The following is a 19105-nucleotide window of genomic DNA, read 5'->3' as shown; positions in this document are numbered from 1 at the left end:
GTTGAGAGTTAGGAGAAGCTGGCGGCGTGGGTTTGCGCCCACTCACGGAAAGTGCGGGGCGGGCGGCCGAGGATGTCGGTGACGGTGGGCAGTACGGGGGACTCGTCGAGGGTGCCGTCGACGTAGAAACTGAAGAAGGCGTCGACGTATTCGACCGGCATCGCGGCGGTCATCTGAGCCCGCGCCGCTTCGTTCGACAGACCCTCGAAACGCAGGTCGCGGCCGAGGATCCCAGCCAGGATGCGTACCCGGTCCGCCGGCGTCAGTGCCTCCGGGCCAGTCAGCCGGTACGTACGATTTTCGTGGCCGGTGTTCAACAAGGCCGTCGCGGCGACGGCGCCGATGTCGGCCGGGTCCAGGACCGCGGCGGCCACGTCCGGGAAGGCGGCGCGTACGACATCGGATTCTCGCAGCTGTGGCAGCCAGTCCAAGGTGTTGGTCATGAACATGCTCGGCCGCAGGATGGTGAACGGGACACCGGACTCGCGGACCGCCACCTCCGACCGGACCATGTAGGCGCTGACGGCGTTGCTGAGGTCGCCGAGCTCGGCCGAGCCTCCTGACAACAGCACGACCCGCTCCAGGCCGGCCCGCTGGACGGCGGCCAACAGGCCGGTCATGTCGGCATAGCCGCTGAGCAGGAAGGCCGCCGTCGCGCCCTGGAAAGCGTCGGCCAGCGAAGCTGGGTCGTTGAGATCCCCGATCGCGACCTCCGCGCCTTCGGGCAGCTGCTTTTCGGCCCGTACCAACCCTCGTGCCTTGCCGCCGGCCGCCAGTACGGCGCGAAGGACTTCGCTGCCCACGTTGCCGGTCGCGCCCGCTATCACCACAGTCATCTGAAACCCTTCGGAACGATCCTTAACGTCGATGATGCTCACCGTAGAGGTTCCCCGCCAACGCCAGCGACCAGCGCCTGTTGGCGCTTCGGGAAAGGGCCACTAACCAGCGCAAACTCGGTGAACGCGGCGCGGAGTACGGCCTCGCCCTGGGTCAGTCCTGGCAGCTGTTGTTCGATGGCGTGCAGGTTGGCGGCCGGCAGCAGGCCGTTCAGGTGCCCGATGCCGGCGCGTACGACCGTCTCCCGCACGATGCCGCCGGCCTCGGCGATTTTGGGCAGCACGGCGGCCATCGCGTCCGCCGGGACTTCGAGGTCGAAGTGATGGTACGGCTCGAAAACCCGAGTTTTGGCGTCCTTCAAGGCATCCCGGATGACCTGGGTGCCGAGGCCACGAAAGTCCGCGGCGGTGCTGAGCGGGCTGGCGAATCCGCTGTGTGTCATGGTCACCGTGCAGTCGGTGACTTCCCAGCCGTAGAGCCCATGACGCAGCTCCTGTCGGACGGTTTCCTCGACGGCGTGGTGAAAAGCGGCCGGCAAGGAGCCAAGCTCGACCTCGATGCGGTACGTTACTCCGCTGCCCGCCGAGGCCGGCGCGATCCGCAACCCAATGGTGGCCCAGAAGAAGTTCGGCCCGCGCCGGGAGATCTGGTGCACGGCTTCGCCGATGCCCACCGGCCGTTCGATGTGGATGGTCTGGGTGTCCGCGAAGAAAGCCCGCACGCCGAACTCCGATTCCAGTTGGGCGGCGATCACCTCTTTCTGCACCTCGCCGTAAAGCCGGACCGACAGGGTGCCGCTCTCGGCGTCCTGGCGGACCGCGATCAGCGGGTCGCGTTCCACCAATGCCTGCAACGCGGCGAAAAGTCGCGGCCGCTGCGCTGGATCCGCGGTGCGCACCACGGTTTCCAGACTGGGCGGCGAGAAGTACGCGCGCTCGGCCGCTTCGTCCGGGGTCCCCAGCTGGTCGCCAATCCGCAGCTCGGGCAGTCCGCCGAGTTTCGCGATCTGGCCGGCGACGGCCTGGTCGGCCACCACCGCCCCGCCGGGCCGAAAGACCTGCACCGAGGTCACTTTTCCTTGTCCGGCACCGAGATCCTGCCGATGGAAGGTGACCTGCTGGCGGGCCGCGACAGAGCCGGAGAAGAGTCGTACGTACGCGAGCTTCTCGCCCGCCGGACCGCGCTCGATCTTGAACACCCGGCCGGCCAGTGGCCCGTCACTGGCGCCTTGGGCGGCCGGCAACAAGTCCCGGATGCCGGTGAGTAGGTCGGCCACGCCTTCGCCGGTCACCGCCGAACCAAAGAAAACCGGGTGGGCCAGCGTTCGCGCGGTCTGCCGGGCGAGTTCGCGCCGGCACCGCTGTTCGCTGACCACTCGTCCCTCCACATAGGACTCCAGCAGCTCGTCGCTGTGCTCGGCGAGCGTCTCGATCCACCCGTCGGTGGTGGTCGCGGTCGTCCGAGCCGATCGCGTGCCCAGGTCTGTGACGGTGTTCATGGGAACCGTGCCGGCCACGAGTTTTTGTTTGACAGAGCTCAGAAGATCGTCGTATGTGGCGCCGACGCGGTCGATCTTGTTGGCGAAGATCAGCGTTGGGATCCGCAACGCGGCGAGCGTACGCATGAGCACCCGCGTCTGCGGCTGCACGCCTTCGACCGCGGACACGACCAGCACCGCGCCGTCCAACACTCGTACGGCCCGCTCCACTTCGGCGATGAAATCGCTGTGCCCGGGAGTGTCGATGAGGTTGACGGCCAGGTCGCCGAGCATGAAGGACGCCACCGCGGACTGGATGGTGATGCCGCGCCGGCGTTCCAGCTCAAGTGTGTCGGTCTGGGTGGTGCCGCGGTCGACGCTGCCGATCCGGTCGATGACGCCGGTGGCGTAGAGCAGCCGCTCGGTCAGGCTGGTCTTGCCGGCGTCAACATGCGCGACGATGCCGATGTTGAGCGTTTTTGCCAAGAGAGATCCCCAGGGAGGTTGCCGAACAGTCGTCTGTCTTGATGACCTGCGACGACTGGCGCATCCCGACTCCCTGGGTCGATGAACTCCTCACCGCGCATGCTAGCGAGCCGGCGGTCGCGAGTCAGCCGATTATTTCGCGATTGACATCAAGCATTCTTGAGGTTCTAGGCTGAAGCTTCACCGATGAGAGGACGATCCGTGGGTCTAACCGAAGCTGAGCGGAACTATCTTCGTGGCCAGAGCCTCGGCCGGTTGGCCACCGTGGGGCCGGACGGCGGTGCGCAGGTCCGGCCGGTCGGATTCAAGCTGAATGACGACGACACCATCGACATCGGCGGACCGGCCAACGCGGCCAGTCAGAAATATCGGAACGCGGCGGCCCGGCCGCTGGTGTCGTTCCTGGTCGACGACATGACGCCGGACGAGCCTGGCGCGCTCGCGCCGGGCTGGGGGCGGGGAGTGGAGATCCGCGGCGAGGCTGAGCTGCTGACCGACGCGGATCCGCCGCTCGCGCCGGACTTCTTCAGTCGCGAGGTCATCCGGGTGCATCCGCGCCGGGTGATCAGCTGGCAAATCGACCCGGAGGTGCCTACGGCCGCGGTCAAGGCGCACTCCTGACCGGCGAGGCAGAATCGCGGGTATGACTGAGATCAGGCACCGAACCGTACCGGCGAATGGGCTTCAGCTGCGGATCGCGGAGGCCGGTGAAGGACCGCTCGTGCTGCTGCTGCACGGTTTTCCGGAGAGCTGGTATTCGTGGCGGCACCAGTTGGTCGCGTTGGCGGAGGCCGGATTCCACGCGGTGGCGCCCAACCAGCGGGGCTATCCGGGGACCGGCGGGCCGGCTGCCGTTGAGGACTACACGATCCTGCACCTGGTGGGGGACGCGGTGGCGTTGATCGAGGCGCTCGGCGAGTCGACCGCGACCGTGGTGGGGCATGACTGGGGTGCGCCGGTGGCCTGGCACACGGCGTTGCTGCGCCCCGATGTCGTACGAGGGGTGGCCGCTTTGAGCGTGCCGTACAGCAAACGTTCCCCGACGCCGACGCTGACCGGGCTGCGGTCCCGGTTCGGCGACAACTTCTACCAGCTGTATTTCCAGCAGCCGGGCGTCGCGGAGGCCGGATTCGAAGCCGACCTGGACCGCGCCTTTCGCCGGTCGCTGGTCGGGCTTTCCGGCGACAGCCCGCACATCCGGCCACTGGTCGTACCGGAGGGCGGCGGTTTCGCGGACATCTGGCCAGCGCCGGAGAAACTGCCGTCGTGGCTGACCGAGCAGGACATCGGCGCGTACGTGCGGGAATATGCGGGCACCAGCCTCACTGGCCCGCTGAACTGGTACCGCAACATCGACCGGAACTGGGCGCTGACCGCGGCCTGGGAGACCGCAAAGATCACCCCGCCGGCGCTGATGCTGGCCGGCGACCGCGACCCGGTCATCTCATGGTTCGACCCGGTCCGGTTGGAGGCGTCCATGCGGTCGGTCATCTCGGACCTGCGCGGTTTCCGGCTGCTGCCCGGCGCCGGCCACTGGGTGCAGCAGGAACGTCCCGAGGAGATCAACGCGGCACTGGTTGACTTCGCCGGCGCCACCTCCTGACATCGCAATGTCAGCGCGGGCGCCTAGGTTTCGTACGTACCCGGTCGGCCGGTCGCCCCTCCCTCGGCGGCCGACCGGCCGGGCCGGCGCTGACCGGCTTCGCCGTGCGTGCTGGCGTGGTCATGGCAAGCTAACCCCGTACCGGAGGAAGGCGGTCGGGGATGATCGAGGTGCTGACCGGGATGGGGCTGTCCGCCTCGGCCGGCCTGAACGCGTATCTGCCGCTGCTCGCCGTGGGCCTGGCCAGCAAGTTCACCAGTTTCGTCGCGGTGCCGACGGGCTGGATGTGGCTGCAGAATCCGTGGGTGCTCGGCGTCCTCGGGGTGCTGGTGGTCGTGGAGTTCGTCGCGGACAAGGTGCCGGCCGTCGACCACCTCAACGACATCGTGCAGACGGTCATCCGCCCGAGCGCCGGTGGCCTGACCTTCGGCGCGGCCGCGAGCGGTGAGACCGCCACCTTCGCCGACCCGGTCACCTTCCTGCAGAACTGGAACTGGGTGCCGATCGTGGTCGGCGTCGTCATCGCCCTCTTCTTCCACGGCGGCAAAGCGACCACCCGTGCGGTGGTCAACGCCAGTACGGTCGGGCTCGGCGCGCCTTTCGTCAGCTTCTTCGAGGACATCGTCTCGGTGGTGCTGATCCTCGCGGCGATCTTCGTACCGCTGTTGGTGCTGATCTTCTTCGCCGGCATGACCGTGCTGTTCCTGTGGGCCTTTCGCCGCTATCGCCGCCGCAAGGCCCGCCGCTCCCAACCCACCCTCGCCACCCCCTGACTGCTCTTATGTCCGCAACGCCCCGCTGCTCGCAACGGGACGTTGTGGACAAAACCGTCAGCGGGGCGTACGGCGGCGGTGGCTGGCTTGCCGGGCGATCCGGAGTGCCTCCTGGGCGGCCGGTGAGGAGGCGATCGGTACGGCGGCGGCGCGCAACTGCTCGTACGTCCGCTCCTGCTGGCGGTGGGCCGCCTTGGCCTGCGCCGCCTCCTGCGCGACGTCCGCGGACGGCGGCCGCAGCGGCCGCGAGCTGGCCGGATCCAGCCAGCGTTCCAGCCGGGTCTTGACCCACTGCAGGATGCGTACGGATCCCCATCGCAGCAGCGGCGGCCCGTCGTCGTACCCGTCGCCGGTCGGGCTGGTCTCCAGTGCCTCCGCGATGTCCCGGATGCGGTAGCCGCTCTCGAAAAACGGCCGCAGCAGGCCCACCAGGTCGCGGACCGCGAGCTGGCGCAGCACCAGGTTCTCGTGCCGCATCCAATTCACCGCGGCGCGGAACTCGGTGTCCCCGCTGGGCACCCGACCGGCCGGCCAGCGAGCGGGCACCTGGTATCGGCGCTCCACCGGCAGGTCGGTCTCCGGGGCGCCGTCACCCGACGACACGGGTTGCATAGCACCAGGATGCCCAATCCGCACCCGTACCGGCTGGATACCGCCCTCTCTCGGCGTGTCGACAGATCGTCAACGTGGCTCTCGGGGCAGAAGTACCAGGGGTGCTCGCCCAGTCCGACGCGACGAGCGCCTCGCTGGGGGTCTTTGCCGCTGGCCCCCGATCGCCTGAACGATTATGGTCTCCACAGCAGCGAAAACGATGGGAACCGATGTCCGCAGCAGCCACTTTTCACCGGTTGACCGACTATTCACCGGACCGTCCCTGGGACCAGCCGCAGGACGACCCACGACTGCGCACTGAGTACGTGCCGAACCTGGTCGATCTTTGGCCCGGGCAGGTGAAAACGTACGACCCTGATCTGCCGGTGGTGGGCCTGCCGACCGAGCTGCCGTCGCCTGGGGTGTCGGCCTCGGCGGCCCTTTCCGGACAGCGCAACGGAGCTGGCCGGCTGGACCTGCCGGCGTTGACCCGGCTGCTGTTCTACTCGGCGGGCGTGGTGCGTTATGTCGACCTCGAGGACGCCCGTGGCAGGCGCTATCTGCGGGCCGCCGGCTCGGCTGGTGCCACCCATCCGCTGGAGCTTTACGTGGTGGCCAACGGGATCGACGGGCTGCCCGACGGCGTCTGGCATCACGACCCGATCGAGCACCGGTTGGTACGCGTCGGTGCCGCGCCGTCAGCAGGCCCGAGTTATGTTGTCATCACTGGCATTCCGTGGCGTACGGGATGGCGCTACGCGGAGCGCGGCTACCGGCACCTGTGGTGGGACTGCGGCTCGCTGCTGGCCCAGCTGCTGGCGTTGGCCGAGTCCGCCGGCATCCCGGCCGGGTTGCGGATGACCTTCCCGGACCACGAAGTCGGCGCGCTGGTGGGCGCCGACGGCCGCGACGAGTTCCCGCTCGCGGTTGTCGCGCTCGGCACGGGCGAGCCGGTCGCGAAGGCCGAGGGCACCGCGGCGGCCGGCCTGGTGGGTACGAACGTGCTCGAGTTCGGGTTGGTGACCAGCACCCAGCGAGCGTCCGATGTGGACAGTTGGGGCGCCGGTCCGGTGCCGGCCGGCCCGCCGGTCGAGGATCCGGGCGACACCGACGTCTTGGAGGCGCTGATCCTGCGCCGCGGGTCCACCCGTACGTTCGCACCGGCCGCCGTGCTGCCGGCGGACTGCCTGCGCTGGGCGTTCGCGGCGGCCACCCGGCCGCTGCCCTGGGATGCTGGCCCTTCGATCCTGCGGCACCGGATTTTCGCGCACGCGGTGCAAGGCGTAAGACCTGGCCTCTATCTTTGGTCCGACGGTGAGCTGATCGCCGAGCGGCTGGGCGATCTTCGGGACGAGGCCACGTATTTCTGCGAGCGGCAGACGCTCGGCGGCGACAGCGGCTACACCGCGGTGCATTCGGCTGACCTCGGCATGTTGGCTGGCGAGCGCGGCTACCGGAGCGCGCAGCTGGAGGCCGGCATCGTCTCCGGCCGGCTGCAACTGGCCGCTTTCGCGCTTGGCCGCGGCGGCTCCGGCATGAGTTTCATTGACGACGTCACCGAACAGGTGGTCGGCATCTCGGATGCGATCATGCTCGCGACCGTGATCGGCACGGCCGACTATCCCGGCACCGCCGGCGGTCCGCCCGGTCAACCGCGCAAACTCTCCCGCCTCCGCCGGCCCAGAGACTAAAACGGCCCAGGGACGAGAAAACGCCACCCTTGGCAGGCCGAGGGTGGCGTTTTCAGGGGAAGGGTTTTTCAGGGTAAACCTAGTAAACCGAGACGCCGTACGTGTTGAGCGCTTCGACGACCGGCTGGAAGAACGTGGTGCCGCCGGAGCTGCAGTTGCCGCTGCCGCCGGAGGTCAGGCCGTAGGCGGTGTGGCCACCGTAGAGCGGGCCGCCGCTGTCACCGGGCTCGGCGCACACGTTGGTCTTGATCATGCCGGTCACCGTGCCCTCGGAGTAGTTGACCGTGGCGTTGAGGCCGGTCACCGTGCCGCTGTGAATGCCCGACGTGCTGCCGCGCCGGGTCACCGCTGTGCCGGTGGTCGGGTTGGCTGCGCCGGTGATGTCCACGCTGCCCACCGTGCCGGGGTGGTTGGTGTAGCTGGCGGCGTACTTGACCAGCGCGAAGTCGTTGCCCGGGAACTGGCTGTTCTGGTTGCTGCCGACCAGCTGGGTGTGGCCGGAGTCGGCGTACCAGGTAGAGGCCACGTTGCCGCAGTGACCGGCGGTCAGGAAGTAGTACGTGCTGCCGTTGCGGACGTTGAAGCCGAGCGAACAGCGATACTGGCCGCCCCAGATCGCGTCGCCGCCGCTCAGACGCGGGCTGAACACGCCGGCCACCTTCTCCACCCGGACGGCGTCGCCGAGCTGCCGGGTCGCCGCGGTGACCTGGGCGAGCTTCGCGCCGGTGACGCTCTGGTCGACGCTCACCACGACCTGGTCGGTGGCCGGGTCGGTGGCCCAGGCGGTGCCCGGAACGGTCGCCGAGCGGCCCAGCGCGGCGGTCACGCCGGCGAGTTGGGCGGCGCCGTAGGTGACCATTTTCGGCACCGCGCCGGCCGCCGCGACCTGCTGGGCGGCCGCGTTGTCGGTCACCGTGACGACGGATTTTCCAGCGCTGTCGACATAGTTGCCGGCGGACCGGGCGCCGAGCTGGCTGGCCAGTGCCTGGGCGCTGGCCGGCGACATGGTGCTGCTGGTGGCGGCCTGCGCGGGGGCGGCCATCAGCGCGGTGCCGATCAGGCCAAGGGCCGCCGTGGCGACGGCGGCGTGGCGGAGCGAGGACCTTGTGAGTCTCACGTGAGCCTCCTGATGGGAGTGGAGACGCGGCGACGGACATGTTTCGCGAAAGGCGCAGACACCTTCGTACGCACCAAATGCCGAGTCGGTGGAAGTATCAACTAAACCTGACCATCGACACAAGAGTTGATTTGTCGGATAACCGAAATGTCCACTACTACGTTTTTTGTTATCTCCACAAGGAGAAAATGCGCCGCTGTTTCCCCACCTGGCGCTGGAAAATTTCCTGTGCGAGCGGTGGCTCACGATCCACCGAGGCGGCCGGCCGGCGGCCCGGCACAGGCTCGAAAATCCACCGAAACGATGGCGCGAAATCGAAGCAGAGCCGCGGCCGACAGTGGAATTCGGCTGGAGTGCGGACCGCTTCGACCGGCACTATGCGCGTACGAGCGGGCGGGCATAGCGCCACTCGCCGTCCTCGTTCGTGCCCTCCTCGCGGACGAAACCGCTCTTGAGCAGGGCGCCCTGGCTGGCCAGGTTGTCGGCGGCGGTGTGGGCCACGACCCGGGCACCGGCGGCCTCGGCGGCGGTCACCGCGATCGCGATCGCGTCGGTGATCAGGCCCAGGCGGCGGGCCGACGGGACCAGCCCGTAGCCGATCTCGGCCTCGCCGTTGTCCTCAGGCGGCCCGAAAAACCCGATCGTTCCGACCGCGAGACCGTCGCTGCGGCGGATGATGTGCCGCACGGACCACCGCCGGTCGGCCTCGAGCGTACGGCTCACCAGAGTCATCGCGTCCTGGTCGTCCTCGCGCGGATAACCTTCCGCGAACCACTCCAGCCGCTCGCCGGCCGCCAGGATCTTCACCTCGTCCGGGCTGACCAGCACGAGTCGTACCAACGATCCTTCGAGCGGTTCGTCGCTGAGCTGCACGTGTTGTCCTTTCGAAACGATCAGGCGTCGTAACGAAAGTAGCAGTCGTGGGAGCGGACGCAGGCCCGCTCCCACGACTGTGCTAGCAGGTGCTGCTGGCCGGTAGGCCGGCGAAGCGGCTGGTCAGCCAGACCAGTGAGTTCGGGATGGTGGCGAACAGGTTCAGCACGTGTTCGGGCACCGGATAGTCCTGGTATTGCACGGTGGAACCCTTGGCGCACCAGGAATGGTACGTGTCGATGTTGAAGTCCGGCCGGATGATCTCGTCCAGCGGCGACTGCTGGAAAAGCACCGGCGCGCTCGGCGCGGTGGCTCCGGTGCTGTTGTCGGCGAACATTCGTTGCGTACGCGGGTCAGTCACCACGTCGGCAGTGGTGTAGTCACTGACTTTCTGGAAGGTGTTGGTGGACACCAGTTGCACCAGGCATTGTTTGCCGATTTTCGACTCAAGCTGTTTTCCCTTGTCGTTGAACAAAGATGTCAGCTCCGGATATTGTCGCTGCATCCCGACGACCGCGCCGAGGGTGAAGCCGGAGAACGGGCCGCCGTCGACGCCGACCAGGGTTTTCTTGAGATCTCCTGGAAAGTCGCCAGCCACCCAGCCTTTGACGTTCAGCTCGGGTGCGTAGCCGGGTTGCATTTGGGCGGCCCACGCGGTGGCCTGCCCGCCGCCGGAATACCCCCAGCCGGCGATCGGGGTGGTCACGTCCAGGCCGGCCTCGGGCAGCGTCAGCGCGGCGCGAATGCCGTCCAGGGTGGCGTGCCCGGCGACCCGGCCGACCGCGAAGGTCATCTTCGGGCCCTCGAAGTCGGTGATCACCGCGGCCCAGCCGTACGACAGCGGGGTCCAGATGCCGGTCGAGTCCAGCTCGGTGCCCTGGCGCAGCTCGTACGACGGGTTGCAGTCGCGACCGAGGCTGTCGATGGCGATCTGGAACGAGAGCAGCGGGCGCTTGCCGGGATACGGCGTGAGCGGCACGACGACCGTGCTGACGGTCGCGATCGCCTGGTCGTTGGCGTCGTTTGTGCGTACGAGGACTTGGAAAACCCGGGCGGGCACCGGGATCAGGTACGTGCTGGCGGCGACTTGCCGCTCGCGCAGGATGGTGCCCGGGCTGCTGGCCTCGAAGCCGGCCGGCGGTTGGTAGAAGGGGTCTTGGTCGGGCGGCAGGACCGCGGCCGGCGCCGCCTGCGCGGCGTGCGCGGCGGTTCCGCTCGCGCCGACCAGCAGGCAGCTCAGCAGCGTGGCGAGCGCGATCGACAGCGCGCGCCACCGGGGTGTGGTCATGGAGCCTCCTCGGGAGGGCGGATAGACTAATACATCTGTATTACTTTTAAGTGATACAGGAGTATCGGTCACGAATTAGGGTGTGTCAATGGTCACGTCTCGAGGGGCTCATCAGGAGCGCAGCCGCGAACGGCGGGAAGCGCTGTTGCGCGCGGCCATCGAGCTGATCGCCCAGAGCGGTACGCGGGCGGTGACCCATCGCGCGGTGTCGGCGCGAGCCGGGTTGCCGCCGGCCGCCGCCGGCTACTACTTCCAGACTGCGCAGGAGCTGATCGAGCAGGCGCTGCGCTTTCACGTACGGGAGCGCTCGGCCACCCTCGCGGCCCTCATCGAGAGCATTGCCCAGGCCGCGAAAACGGCCCGTGAGCTGGGTGAACGTGTCGTGGAAGCACTCATTCGCGGTCAGTCCGGGGTCAGCGTCGCGCAGTACGAGGTCTATCTGGAGGCCACCCGGAACCCGGCCCTGCGGGAGGTGGTGCAGGAGTCGATGAGCGCCTTCGAACAGGTCGCCGCCGGCCATTTGGAGCGGCTCGGGGTCCGCGAGCCGGCCCAGGCGGCCAAGGCGTTCGTGGCGATCGCGGACGGTTTCGCGCTGCACCGGATGGCGAGCCCGCTGCCGTACGACGAGGATTTCGACCTGATGGTGAAGACGCTGGCGGGCATGATCCTGGCCCATCGGATGGACCGCGCGGCGCTCGACCGGCTGCTCGGCTGATGCCCGTTCACCTGCCCTTACCGGCGCTTTAAGGGCACCTTAACGACGCCGAAGATGCTTGTCCCATCAGATTGACACGTCTTCCGGCAGGTGGTTCAGATGATGGAACGTCTACCAGTTCTTCTTCACGCTCGTGACCCGATTTCCTACGCGGGGATCAAGGGGCAGTTGGCTCCGCGTCCCGAGGTTCGGATCGTCAGCAACGACGAGTGGCAGTCCGCGCAGGTCGCGTTGGTGGTGACGGACCGGATCGATGAGACCGCGATTCGCGCTCTTCGTGGCCTGCGGGCTCGGGGGATCAACCGGTTGGTGATCATCGCGACTCAGATCGAGGAGTCGGAGCTGGTGGCGGTCGTGGAGATCGGTGTCGCCGGTCTGGTACGGCGCGCGGAGGCTACCGCTGAGCATTTGGTGACGGTGTTGAAGTCGGCCGCGGCCGGCGATGGGGCGGTGCCGCCGGATTTGCTGGGGAGGTTGCTTAACCAGGTCGGTCAGCTGCAGCGGCAGGTGCTCGGCCCGCGGGGGTTGACCTTCTCCGGTCTGGCGGAGCGGGAGGTGCAGGTGCTGCGGTTGGTGGCGGACGGGTTCGACACCGAGGAAATCGCGCAGAAGCTGTCGTATTCGCAGCGTACGGTCAAAAACGTGCTGCACGACGTGACCAGCCGACTGCACCTGCGCAACCGCTCCCACGCCGTCGCGTACGCCCTCAAACACGGTCTTATCTAGCAAAAACACGTCACCTTCGCGATCGCCGCGAAGGTGACGTTTTGTGTTTCAGCGCGGCGAGGGATCGCGGTTGTAGAGCTTTTTCGCCCACAGGTATCCGGCCAGCCCGATGACAGCGCACCAGGTGATCGCGATGAGCGCGGTGCCGCCGACCGCAGTGCCCATCAACAGTCCCCTGAAGGTCTCGATAATCGGGGTGAACGGTTGGTATTGCGCGAACCAGCGCAACCCGGCCGGCATGGACGTGGTGGGCACGAAGCCGCTTCCGAGGAACGGCAGGAAAGTCAGCGGCATCGGGAGGTTGCTGGCGGTCTCCACGCTTTTGGTCACCAGGCCCAGCGCGACGCACAGCCAGGTCAGCGCCAGGATCACCAGGACGGCCATGCCGGTCGCCGCGAGCCAGCCCAGCGGGCTCGCGGCCGGCCGGAATCCCAGCAATATCGCCACTCCCAGCACGATGGCGAGGCTGACCACGCTCTGCGCGATGTTGCCCAGGACGTGTCCGGTCAGCACCGAAGCCCGGGAGATCGCCATCGTACGGAACCTCGCGACGATGCCCTCGGTCATGTCCATCGCCACCGAGATCGCGGTGCCCTGGCAGGCGCTGGCGATCGCCATCAGCAGGATGCCGGGCACCACGTACGTGAGATAGTCCGCGCGGGCGCCGCCGAGGCCCGCGCCGAGCGTGCCACCGAAGACGTACACGAAAAGCAGGAGAAAGACGATCGGCATGCCGACGAGCAGCAGGGTCATCGACGGATAGCGCACGATGCGGCGAATGCTGCGCCGCAACATTGTGGTGGAATCGCTGACGGCGTAGGAAAGTGTGCTCATCGTACGGCTTCCTTCTGGTGTTCTTGTGAGGCGTTTCCGGTGAGTGCGAGAAAAACGTCGTCCAGGTCCGGGGTGTGAATGGTCAGGTCGGCGACCTCGATCGACTCGTATTCCAGCCGCCCGAGCAAAGCCCGCAGCGACCGGACGCTGCCGTCGCTCGCGACCTGCAGAGTCAGTGTTTCGTCGTTCCGCGAACTGTCGCGCAACGCGTTGGTGGCCAGGTCGAAGGCGGTCGGATCGGCGAACCGCAGGCTGATGTGGCCGCCGGGTATCAGCCGCTTGAGCTCGTCCGCGGTGCCCTCGGCGACGACTTTTCCGTGGTCCAGCACCGCGATTCGATCGGCCAACTGGTCGGCCTCTTCGAGATACTGGGTGGTCAGGAAAATCGTGATGCCGCGGGACACCAGCTCGCGGATGACCTGCCACATGTCGCGGCGGGCCCGCGGGTCCAGGCCGGTGGTCGGCTCATCCAGGAAAACCACCCGAGGCTGGCCGACCAGGCCCATCGCGAGGTCGAGACGTCGTCGCATGCCGCCGGAATAGGTCGCGGCCACCTTCTTTCCAGCATTCACCAAGCCAAACTGGTCGAGCAGCTGGCCGGCACGCAGCCGGGACCGCCGCCGGCCGAGGTGGTGCAGGTCGCCCATCAGCACCAGGTTTTCCTCGCCTGTCAGGAGATTGTCGACCGCGGAAAACTGCCCGGTGACGCCGATCGCGGCCCGTACGGCGTCCGGATCGCTGGCCGGGTCATGGCCGGCCACCAGGATTTTGCCACCATCGGCGCGAATCAACGTCGACAGGATTTTGACGGCGGTGGTCTTGCCGGCACCGTTGGGACCCAGCAGGGAAAAGATGGTGCCCTTGGGTACGGACAGGTCGATGCCGTCGAGGACAAGCTGATCGCCGTACGACTTGCGCAGCCCGGTGGCCACGATCGTCGGTTCGGCTGGGGAAATGGTCATGATTCCTCATCTGCTGGGAGTTTTTGGGCAGCACAAAGCTCGGGCCGTCGTGCTGGAAGAAAATTAGGAGCGGTGGATGATGATGTCGCCGGAATACGTACGAGCGCGGACCTTGACAGTTTCGTCGGACTCCTGCGGTCCGTCGGCCTCGTCCATGGAGTTGATCAGGTCGCCGGACCACGAGTTCGCGTCCAGCCAGACGGCGGTGCCTTCGCGTACGCCGACTTCCAGCTCGCCGGCGGCGGTCGTCACGGTCACCGTGCCGCGGACCACCTCGCCGATCCGGATGCTGCCGTTGGCCGTACGAGCGGTCACATCCGCCAGAGCGCTGTCGACCGTGATGCTGCCGTCGGCGGTGTGCAGCCGCACATCGCCGGTCACGTCGCCGACGATGATGTCGCCGTCGGCCGTGTTGATCGAGCCGGAGCCGTCGATCGTACGGACCCGGATCTCGCCGTCAGCCGTGTTCAACCGCAGCTTTCCCACCTGGTCAAGCCAAATGTCGCCGGTGGCCGAGGTCAGCTTCGTCTCGCCAAGCCGGCCCTGGCTGTGCAAACCTGCCGCGGTCTTCGCCTCCAGCGTCGAACCGGTCGGCAGGCTCAGCGTTACGTCGACCGCACCGCCTTTGGCCGTGAAGAGAAGGCCTCGACTGTTGGGCGTTTTCACCAAAAGCCGGCCATCGGCGTATTCGACCCGGGTCTGCGTGGCGGTCCGCACGTCGGCCTCCTTGGACTCGTCGTGCGGTCGCACTTCGACCACGGTATCGGTCCGGTCGCTGGCGGCGATCCGTACGTCACCTTCGACGATCTCGATGACGGCGAGAATGGGTTCTGGGGTCTGGAAAATCGGCATGGCTGTCCCGTCGTGATGAGGTTGTCGGTTATTAGCGCAGCCAGCCGGTGTAGCGCTGTCTCGACTCGGTCGCTCCGGATCGGCGGGTGACATGCCGCCGGTCGTACGGTCCGAGGGCGGCGGCGACAGCTCGTACGAGCCAGGCGTTCACCGACAGTGCTTCCTCGTTGGCCGCTCCCTCGATCCGCGGTTTCAGGTGCTCGGGGAGCCGGAGCGTGATCCGGGAGGTGCCGCCGTCCTCGGCCTCCGGTGGAGGCGGCGGAGGCGCCGCGGGCAGCGGCGGGTGGTCGGCGACCGTACCGAACGGCCGGTCGCCGACCGGTGACGTCACCATGAAGTCAGGATCCCGGCCACGCAGCCGGACTTGCACCGATCCTGGACCCAACTCGTCGCTGATCTCGTCCGCGGCGGCCGACATGGCCTCCAGCAGGACGAGCCGAGCTGCGGCTTCCAGCGGTGCGGTCAGCCGCTCGGCCAGGTCACGGGCATCGTCACCACCGGCTTCAGCTGCGAAGATGAGCTCGCGGCGGAGGCTGTCGACGTACGGCGTCAAGTCCATGCCGACGACTATGACATCAAAGTGACGTCACTGCAAGCTCGTGACATCACTTTGATGTCATAGTGTGGGAAGTTGATCTCCATCGTCGGCTTGCCGAGGCTCGTCGACGATGGTCCGGATGACTTCGGTCTTGGCGTCGGCGTAGTCCTGTACGCGCTGCCACGTCTGCTGAGCCAGTTCGCGTTTGCGGGCCGCGTACCGTTCCCGCTCGGTGTCATTGCTCCGCAGACGATCGCGAAAACGCAGCATCCGGTCGATTTCGGCTGCCCCTACGGTGAAAACGTGAAGGTTGATATTGGTGTCTGGGCCTTTGAGAAGCCGGTGTTCGAACCACTGCGGCTCGCGGATCCGCAACACATAGCCCGCGGCCACCAAAGCCGGCACATACGCCGGTTCGTCGGCCGAGTCCGGGACGGCCAGCACAATGTCGATGATTGGCTTGGCGACCAGGCCTGGCACCGAAGTGGACCCAGCGTGCTCGATCCGTACGGCCGTTGGCCCGAGCAGGGAGTGGATCCTTTCGGCCTCCCGTTGGTAAAGCAGCGGCCACTGCGGGTCATATTCGGTGAGTGTGATGGGTGCGTTGTGCGGCTCGATCGCGCCGAGTGGAGTGTCATCGGTGGGCATCTCGCGGTTTGTCCTTCCGGAAGGCAGCCTTGAAGCGTACCGACCGCGGTGCCGCTCGGGCGACGCAGTGTCGTACCGCGGGCATAGCATCGGCGAAGCCATGATTCGTACGCACCGGGGAGGCCGCATGACCACGCTCACCAATCGACCGAAGACGGCGCTGCTGGTCATCGACGTGCAGAACGGAGTCGTCGCGGATGCGTACGACCGGGACACCGTCGTCGCCAACATCGCCACGCTGGTTGACAAAGCCCGGGTGGCAGGCATCGACGTCGTCTGGATCCAGCACAACAACGACGATCTGGTCAAGGACACTGAGAACTGGCAGTTTGTGCCGGAGCTGAAGTGGGGTGCTGGCGAACCGGTCGTGCAAAAGCACTATGCCGACGCCTTCGAGGAAACCGACCTGGAGTCGGTGTTGGCCGCAGGAGGCATCGGCCGGGTCTATGTCGCGGGTGCGCAGACTGACGAATGCGTCCGCTCCACCCTGCACGGGGCTCTCGTCCGTGGCTACGACGCGACCCTGGTCGGGGACGCGCACACGACCGATGACATGTCGTCGTACGGCGCGCCGACGCCCGACAAGGTCATTGCCCACACGAACCTTTACTGGCAATATCACACCGCTCCCGGCCGAATCGCCGGCACCGTCAGCACCGCCGATGCCGACTTCGGCGCTCCAGTTGCGACCACCGTTCAGCTCAAATATCACACCGTGACGCCACGAATTTTCGTCACCGACGTGACCGCGGCCGTCGACTTTCTGAAGACGACTTTCGGTGCCACTGGCGAAATCGCGCCAGGACGCCCGGCCGAAATCCAGATCGGCGACTCTCTCGTCATGGTGTCCGAGGCCGGCGAACGTGAGCTTTTCCCGGCTTTTCTCTACGTCTATGTTGACGACGCGGACGCCGCCTATCGCCGGGCGATCGATGCCGGCGCGGTCAGCGTGGAAGAGCCTTCGGACACCCCGTACGGTGACCGCCGCGCGATGGTCCGCGACCCGTTCGGCAACACCTTCCAAATCGCCCATCGGGCTGCTGTTTAGATCTCACCGACAGGGCCCTGGTGGTCGACGATGTCGAGCCAGCCCCCGCCTCTATGGTGGACAGATGCCATCGGTCAAGCAGTTTCAAGTCACTTTCGATTGTGCGGAGCCAGAGCAGGTCGCTCGTTTTTGGTGCGAGGCGTTGGGGTATGTCGTGCCACCACCACCCGACGGGTTCGCTAGTTGGGCCGATTTCGATCGCTCGCTGCCGGCTGAGGAGCAGGGTTCAGCGTTTGCCTGCGTTGATCCCTCTGGCGTAGGACCGAGACTGTTCTTCCAGCGCGTTCCCGAAGGCAAGGTCGTCAAGAACCGGGTGCATCTTGACGTCCGGGTTGGCACCGGGCTGGTGGGCGAAGAACGGCTGGCCGCGCTCGAGGCCGAGTGCGCGCGACTGATCCCACTTGGTGCTGTCCGTGGACTACTGCAGGTCGCCGATGAGGTCAACGAGTCGTGTCTCGGAATGCAGGACATCGAGGGCAACGAGTTCTGTCTCGACTGATCGGCGCCAAAAAAGTCGACTCCACTGGGATCGTTTCACCGAGCGCCACGTCTACCGGAGTTATGCCGATCTGGGACAGCCGTGTTGAATAATGCCGATGAGCGGCGGTCGCCGCTCGTCGGCACGTTTATCCTCGGAACGCTCTGGGGCGGATGGCCGGCGATGTTCCCGGCGCTGGACGCCTTCCGGAATTCGTTGCATGCGCAGCTGATCGCGTCGGTCGTGGCAGCGGTCGTCCTGGTTGTCATCACTCGTGGTCGATTCGGCTACCGGTCGGGTGGAGCCATTCTTTGTAGGTGAACTCGAGGCTGTATCTGTCGGGATCCAAGACAGTGGCCGCGTAGTATCCGGGACCGTAGTAGAGCCGATCCGAGGGTGCGCCGTTGTCGGTCGCGCCGGCTGCCATAGCGGCGGTGTACGCCGCGTTGACGGCCTCTTTGGAGGGCGCGGTGAAGCCGACATGGGCGGCACGTCCGGCACTGACTCCCGCGCGTAGCCAGAGCGGGTACGTGTGGTCCTTGCCGAATCCCTTGAGGTCGGGGTGTCCTTCCGGGCCGGTCGAACCGTCGAAGTCGATGAGGTGGCTCAGGCCCAGGGGTTTCAATGCCTGGTTGTAAAACTCGATTGAGCGGTCCATGTCGCTCACCGTCAGAATAACGTGATCTATCATTGTCAGGGGTTCCTTTCTAGGAGCAGTAATGGCATGAGCCTAGAGCCAGACCTGGACTGTTTTGGTCCTGGTCTTGAGCAAGTGATGTGTTTCTTGTTTGGGATGGTCCGGTGATCCAGGAGTTGCTCCCCAGAAGGGTGTCCCCAGGGCGCGAACACCGGGGATCGCCTTCATACCACCGCTGAACGCCGGCCAACCTTGGCTCGTATTCGGCCAGGATGATCGGTGATCATCGGTTCTAGCCGGACACAGACAACAAGCCCCTGACCGCCTTTTCGGCTGGTCAGGGGCTTGTTTGTGCTGGTCACGCATGGTGCCCCCGGGCAGAATCGAACTGCCGACACCCGCTTTAGGAGGCCGCCCGACACTGCGGAAACCGGTGTCTACCTGCGAATACAGTGAAGTCTAGCGTCACTACGGCGGCATCCTGTGCCGGCCGTGCCGTCAAGTTCGCACCACGACCGGAACCACGACTTGCCGAGTTCCGGTCGAGGAGCGGTGGGGAAGATGTTCCGCAGGTTGGTCACGTTCTGTAGTCGCCGGTCGGTCGCTCTCCAAACTGGGCAGTGGCTACCTCGGTCCCTTCGCGTGCTTCCTGTCGTACGGTGGGCTGCGTTGGGTAGTCCGATGACGAGACGGGAGGTCGGGACATTGGGACGCAAGAACCTTGAGCTGACGGTCGTACGCAGGGGCGACAAGCTGATGAACCTTGTCGTCGAGGCAGATCCCGACGATGCCGACGAGTTGCGGACGCTCCTACTCGACGCCATCCGGCGAGACGGCTGGAGCGACGACCGGATCAACGAGTTCGAGCTCCAGATCCGCTACGCCGGCGACCGTAGCGTCCTCAAGACCTTCGTGACCGCAGTGAGATAGA

The 19105-nt window shown here is 66.5% G+C and carries 21 protein-coding genes; 9 read left to right on the top strand and 12 right to left on the bottom strand.

Going from position 1 to position 19105, the window contains the following annotated elements:
* Positions 1 to 8: 8 nt before the first annotated feature.
* Together ABD301_RS33185 and ABD301_RS33180 are read right to left on the bottom strand one after the other, a co-directional pair.
* Complete coding sequence (locus tag ABD301_RS33185; RefSeq protein WP_344314174.1) at positions 9 to 836, bottom strand: NmrA family NAD(P)-binding protein; 828 nt, start codon at positions 834 to 836, stop codon at positions 9 to 11.
* A gap of 38 nt (positions 837 to 874) precedes the next feature.
* A complete protein-coding gene (locus ABD301_RS33180; RefSeq protein ID WP_344314173.1) occupies positions 875 to 2800 on the bottom strand; it encodes a GTP-binding protein in 1926 nt (641 codons plus the stop codon).
* Positions 2801 to 3001: 201 nt separating this feature from the next.
* On the opposite strand from ABD301_RS33180, the gene ABD301_RS33175 reads away from it, so the two are divergent.
* From ABD301_RS33175 to ABD301_RS33165, 3 genes are all read left to right on the top strand, one after another.
* On the top strand, positions 3002 to 3421 hold the full coding sequence (locus tag ABD301_RS33175) for a PPOX class F420-dependent oxidoreductase (protein ID WP_344314172.1): 420 nt from the start codon (positions 3002 to 3004) through the stop codon (positions 3419 to 3421).
* A gap of 22 nt (positions 3422 to 3443) precedes the next feature.
* A complete protein-coding gene (locus tag ABD301_RS33170; RefSeq protein WP_344314171.1) occupies positions 3444 to 4403 on the top strand; it encodes an alpha/beta fold hydrolase in 960 nt (319 codons plus the stop codon).
* A gap of 161 nt (positions 4404 to 4564) precedes the next feature.
* Positions 4565 to 5176 (top strand): DUF4126 domain-containing protein, encoded by a 612-nt coding sequence (locus tag ABD301_RS33165; protein ID WP_163572552.1) that lies wholly within the window; start codon positions 4565 to 4567, stop codon positions 5174 to 5176.
* Between the two features lie 57 nt (positions 5177 to 5233).
* On the opposite strand, the gene ABD301_RS33160 is transcribed toward ABD301_RS33165, so the two are convergent.
* The gene (locus tag ABD301_RS33160; protein WP_344314170.1) at positions 5234 to 5788 is read right to left on the bottom strand and encodes a hypothetical protein; all 555 of its coding nucleotides are present in this window, start codon (positions 5786 to 5788) and stop codon (positions 5234 to 5236) included.
* Positions 5789 to 5997: 209 nt separating this feature from the next.
* On the opposite strand from ABD301_RS33160, the gene ABD301_RS33155 reads away from it, so the two are divergent.
* Positions 5998 to 7458 carry a nitroreductase family protein gene (locus ABD301_RS33155; RefSeq protein ID WP_344314169.1) on the top strand — a complete coding sequence of 487 codons (1461 nt, stop codon included), beginning with the start codon at positions 5998 to 6000 and terminating at the stop codon, positions 7456 to 7458.
* 79 nt (positions 7459 to 7537) lie between these two features.
* On the opposite strand, the gene ABD301_RS33150 is transcribed toward ABD301_RS33155, so the two are convergent.
* From ABD301_RS33150 to ABD301_RS33140, 3 genes are all read right to left on the bottom strand, one after another.
* Positions 7538 to 8575, bottom strand: coding sequence for a S1 family peptidase (locus tag ABD301_RS33150; RefSeq protein ID WP_344314168.1), 1038 nt, complete (start codon positions 8573 to 8575; stop codon positions 7538 to 7540).
* A gap of 375 nt (positions 8576 to 8950) precedes the next feature.
* Positions 8951 to 9448, bottom strand: a complete 498-nt coding sequence (locus ABD301_RS33145; RefSeq protein WP_344314167.1) for a GNAT family N-acetyltransferase — start codon at positions 9446 to 9448, stop codon at positions 8951 to 8953.
* A gap of 82 nt (positions 9449 to 9530) precedes the next feature.
* Positions 9531 to 10736: a lipase family protein gene (locus tag ABD301_RS33140; RefSeq protein WP_163572558.1), complete on the bottom strand. Its 1206-nt coding sequence runs from the start codon at positions 10734 to 10736 to the stop codon at positions 9531 to 9533.
* Between the two features lie 88 nt (positions 10737 to 10824).
* On the opposite strand from ABD301_RS33140, the gene ABD301_RS33135 reads away from it, so the two are divergent.
* Positions 10825 to 11451 carry a TetR/AcrR family transcriptional regulator gene (locus tag ABD301_RS33135; RefSeq protein WP_163572559.1) on the top strand — a complete coding sequence of 209 codons (627 nt, stop codon included), beginning with the start codon at positions 10825 to 10827 and terminating at the stop codon, positions 11449 to 11451.
* Positions 11452 to 11550: 99 nt separating this feature from the next.
* Positions 11551 to 12177: a helix-turn-helix transcriptional regulator gene (locus ABD301_RS33130; RefSeq protein ID WP_279582522.1), complete on the top strand. Its 627-nt coding sequence runs from the start codon at positions 11551 to 11553 to the stop codon at positions 12175 to 12177.
* Positions 12178 to 12225: 48 nt separating this feature from the next.
* On the opposite strand, the gene ABD301_RS33125 is transcribed toward ABD301_RS33130, so the two are convergent.
* The 5 genes from ABD301_RS33125 to ABD301_RS33105 form a co-directional block, all read right to left on the bottom strand.
* Positions 12226 to 13011: an ABC transporter permease gene (locus tag ABD301_RS33125; RefSeq protein WP_344314166.1), complete on the bottom strand. Its 786-nt coding sequence runs from the start codon at positions 13009 to 13011 to the stop codon at positions 12226 to 12228.
* Positions 13008 to 13973, bottom strand: coding sequence for an ATP-binding cassette domain-containing protein (locus tag ABD301_RS33120; protein WP_344314165.1), 966 nt, complete (start codon positions 13971 to 13973; stop codon positions 13008 to 13010). Before ABD301_RS33120 ends, ABD301_RS33125 begins: the two co-directional genes overlap by 4 nt.
* A 63-nt stretch (positions 13974 to 14036) precedes the next feature.
* Complete coding sequence (locus tag ABD301_RS33115; RefSeq protein WP_163572565.1) at positions 14037 to 14825, bottom strand: DUF4097 family beta strand repeat-containing protein; 789 nt, start codon at positions 14823 to 14825, stop codon at positions 14037 to 14039.
* 31 nt (positions 14826 to 14856) lie between these two features.
* On the bottom strand, positions 14857 to 15384 hold the full coding sequence (locus tag ABD301_RS33110) for a histidine kinase (protein WP_344314164.1): 528 nt from the start codon (positions 15382 to 15384) through the stop codon (positions 14857 to 14859).
* 57 nt (positions 15385 to 15441) lie between these two features.
* Positions 15442 to 16011, bottom strand: a complete 570-nt coding sequence (locus ABD301_RS33105) for a GrpB family protein (RefSeq protein WP_344314163.1) — start codon at positions 16009 to 16011, stop codon at positions 15442 to 15444.
* A gap of 127 nt (positions 16012 to 16138) precedes the next feature.
* Here ABD301_RS33105 and ABD301_RS33100 point away from each other — a divergent pair, with 127 nt between their 5' ends.
* Both ABD301_RS33100 and ABD301_RS33095 read left to right on the top strand, forming a co-directional pair.
* Complete coding sequence (locus tag ABD301_RS33100; protein WP_344314162.1) at positions 16139 to 17059, top strand: isochorismatase family protein; 921 nt, start codon at positions 16139 to 16141, stop codon at positions 17057 to 17059.
* A 64-nt stretch (positions 17060 to 17123) separates the two neighbouring features.
* On the top strand, positions 17124 to 17558 hold the full coding sequence (locus ABD301_RS33095) for a VOC family protein (protein ID WP_163572561.1): 435 nt from the start codon (positions 17124 to 17126) through the stop codon (positions 17556 to 17558).
* A gap of 247 nt (positions 17559 to 17805) precedes the next feature.
* Here ABD301_RS33095 and ABD301_RS33090 read toward each other — a convergent pair whose 3' ends face one another.
* Positions 17806 to 18228 (bottom strand): VOC family protein, encoded by a 423-nt coding sequence (locus ABD301_RS33090; RefSeq protein WP_344314161.1) that lies wholly within the window; start codon positions 18226 to 18228, stop codon positions 17806 to 17808.
* A 627-nt stretch (positions 18229 to 18855) separates the two neighbouring features.
* On the opposite strand from ABD301_RS33090, the gene ABD301_RS33085 reads away from it, so the two are divergent.
* Positions 18856 to 19104: a hypothetical protein gene (locus tag ABD301_RS33085; RefSeq protein WP_344314160.1), complete on the top strand. Its 249-nt coding sequence runs from the start codon at positions 18856 to 18858 to the stop codon at positions 19102 to 19104.
* Position 19105 lies beyond the last annotated feature (1 nt).

This window comes from Fodinicola feengrottensis (assembly GCF_039530045.1).
Classification (GTDB): Bacteria; Actinomycetota; Actinomycetes; order Mycobacteriales; family HKI-0501; genus Fodinicola; species Fodinicola feengrottensis.
The sequence above is the reverse complement of the archived record's forward strand: the minus strand, read 5'-3'. Positions and strand labels throughout refer to the sequence as shown.

What these genes read in the sequence shown, in the direction of transcription:
- ABD301_RS33095 (WP_163572561.1), top strand. Translation starts at nt 17,124, where the DNA reads ATGCCATCGGTCAAGCAGTTTCAAGTCACTTTCGATTGTGCGGAGCCA.
- ABD301_RS33140 (WP_163572558.1), bottom strand. Translation starts at nt 10,736, where the DNA reads ATGACCACACCCCGGTGGCGCGCGCTGTCGATCGCGCTCGCCACGCTG.
- ABD301_RS33105 (WP_344314163.1), bottom strand. Translation starts at nt 16,011, where the DNA reads ATGCCCACCGATGACACTCCACTCGGCGCGATCGAGCCGCACAACGCA.
- ABD301_RS33160 (WP_344314170.1), bottom strand. Translation starts at nt 5,788, where the DNA reads ATGCAACCCGTGTCGTCGGGTGACGGCGCCCCGGAGACCGACCTGCCG.
- ABD301_RS33125 (WP_344314166.1), bottom strand. Translation starts at nt 13,011, where the DNA reads ATGAGCACACTTTCCTACGCCGTCAGCGATTCCACCACAATGTTGCGG.
- ABD301_RS33110 (WP_344314164.1), bottom strand. Translation starts at nt 15,384, where the DNA reads ATGGACTTGACGCCGTACGTCGACAGCCTCCGCCGCGAGCTCATCTTC.
- ABD301_RS33165 (WP_163572552.1), top strand. Translation starts at nt 4,565, where the DNA reads ATGATCGAGGTGCTGACCGGGATGGGGCTGTCCGCCTCGGCCGGCCTG.
- ABD301_RS33085 (WP_344314160.1), top strand. Translation starts at nt 18,856, where the DNA reads ATGACGAGACGGGAGGTCGGGACATTGGGACGCAAGAACCTTGAGCTG.
- ABD301_RS33135 (WP_163572559.1), top strand. Translation starts at nt 10,825, where the DNA reads ATGGTCACGTCTCGAGGGGCTCATCAGGAGCGCAGCCGCGAACGGCGG.
- ABD301_RS33170 (WP_344314171.1), top strand. Translation starts at nt 3,444, where the DNA reads ATGACTGAGATCAGGCACCGAACCGTACCGGCGAATGGGCTTCAGCTG.
- ABD301_RS33090 (WP_344314161.1), bottom strand. Translation starts at nt 18,228, where the DNA reads ATGATAGATCACGTTATTCTGACGGTGAGCGACATGGACCGCTCAATC.
- ABD301_RS33185 (WP_344314174.1), bottom strand. Translation starts at nt 836, where the DNA reads ATGACTGTGGTGATAGCGGGCGCGACCGGCAACGTGGGCAGCGAAGTC.
- ABD301_RS33155 (WP_344314169.1), top strand. Translation starts at nt 5,998, where the DNA reads ATGTCCGCAGCAGCCACTTTTCACCGGTTGACCGACTATTCACCGGAC.
- ABD301_RS33120 (WP_344314165.1), bottom strand. Translation starts at nt 13,973, where the DNA reads ATGACCATTTCCCCAGCCGAACCGACGATCGTGGCCACCGGGCTGCGC.
- ABD301_RS33115 (WP_163572565.1), bottom strand. Translation starts at nt 14,825, where the DNA reads ATGCCGATTTTCCAGACCCCAGAACCCATTCTCGCCGTCATCGAGATC.
- ABD301_RS33130 (WP_279582522.1), top strand. Translation starts at nt 11,551, where the DNA reads ATGATGGAACGTCTACCAGTTCTTCTTCACGCTCGTGACCCGATTTCC.
- ABD301_RS33100 (WP_344314162.1), top strand. Translation starts at nt 16,139, where the DNA reads ATGACCACGCTCACCAATCGACCGAAGACGGCGCTGCTGGTCATCGAC.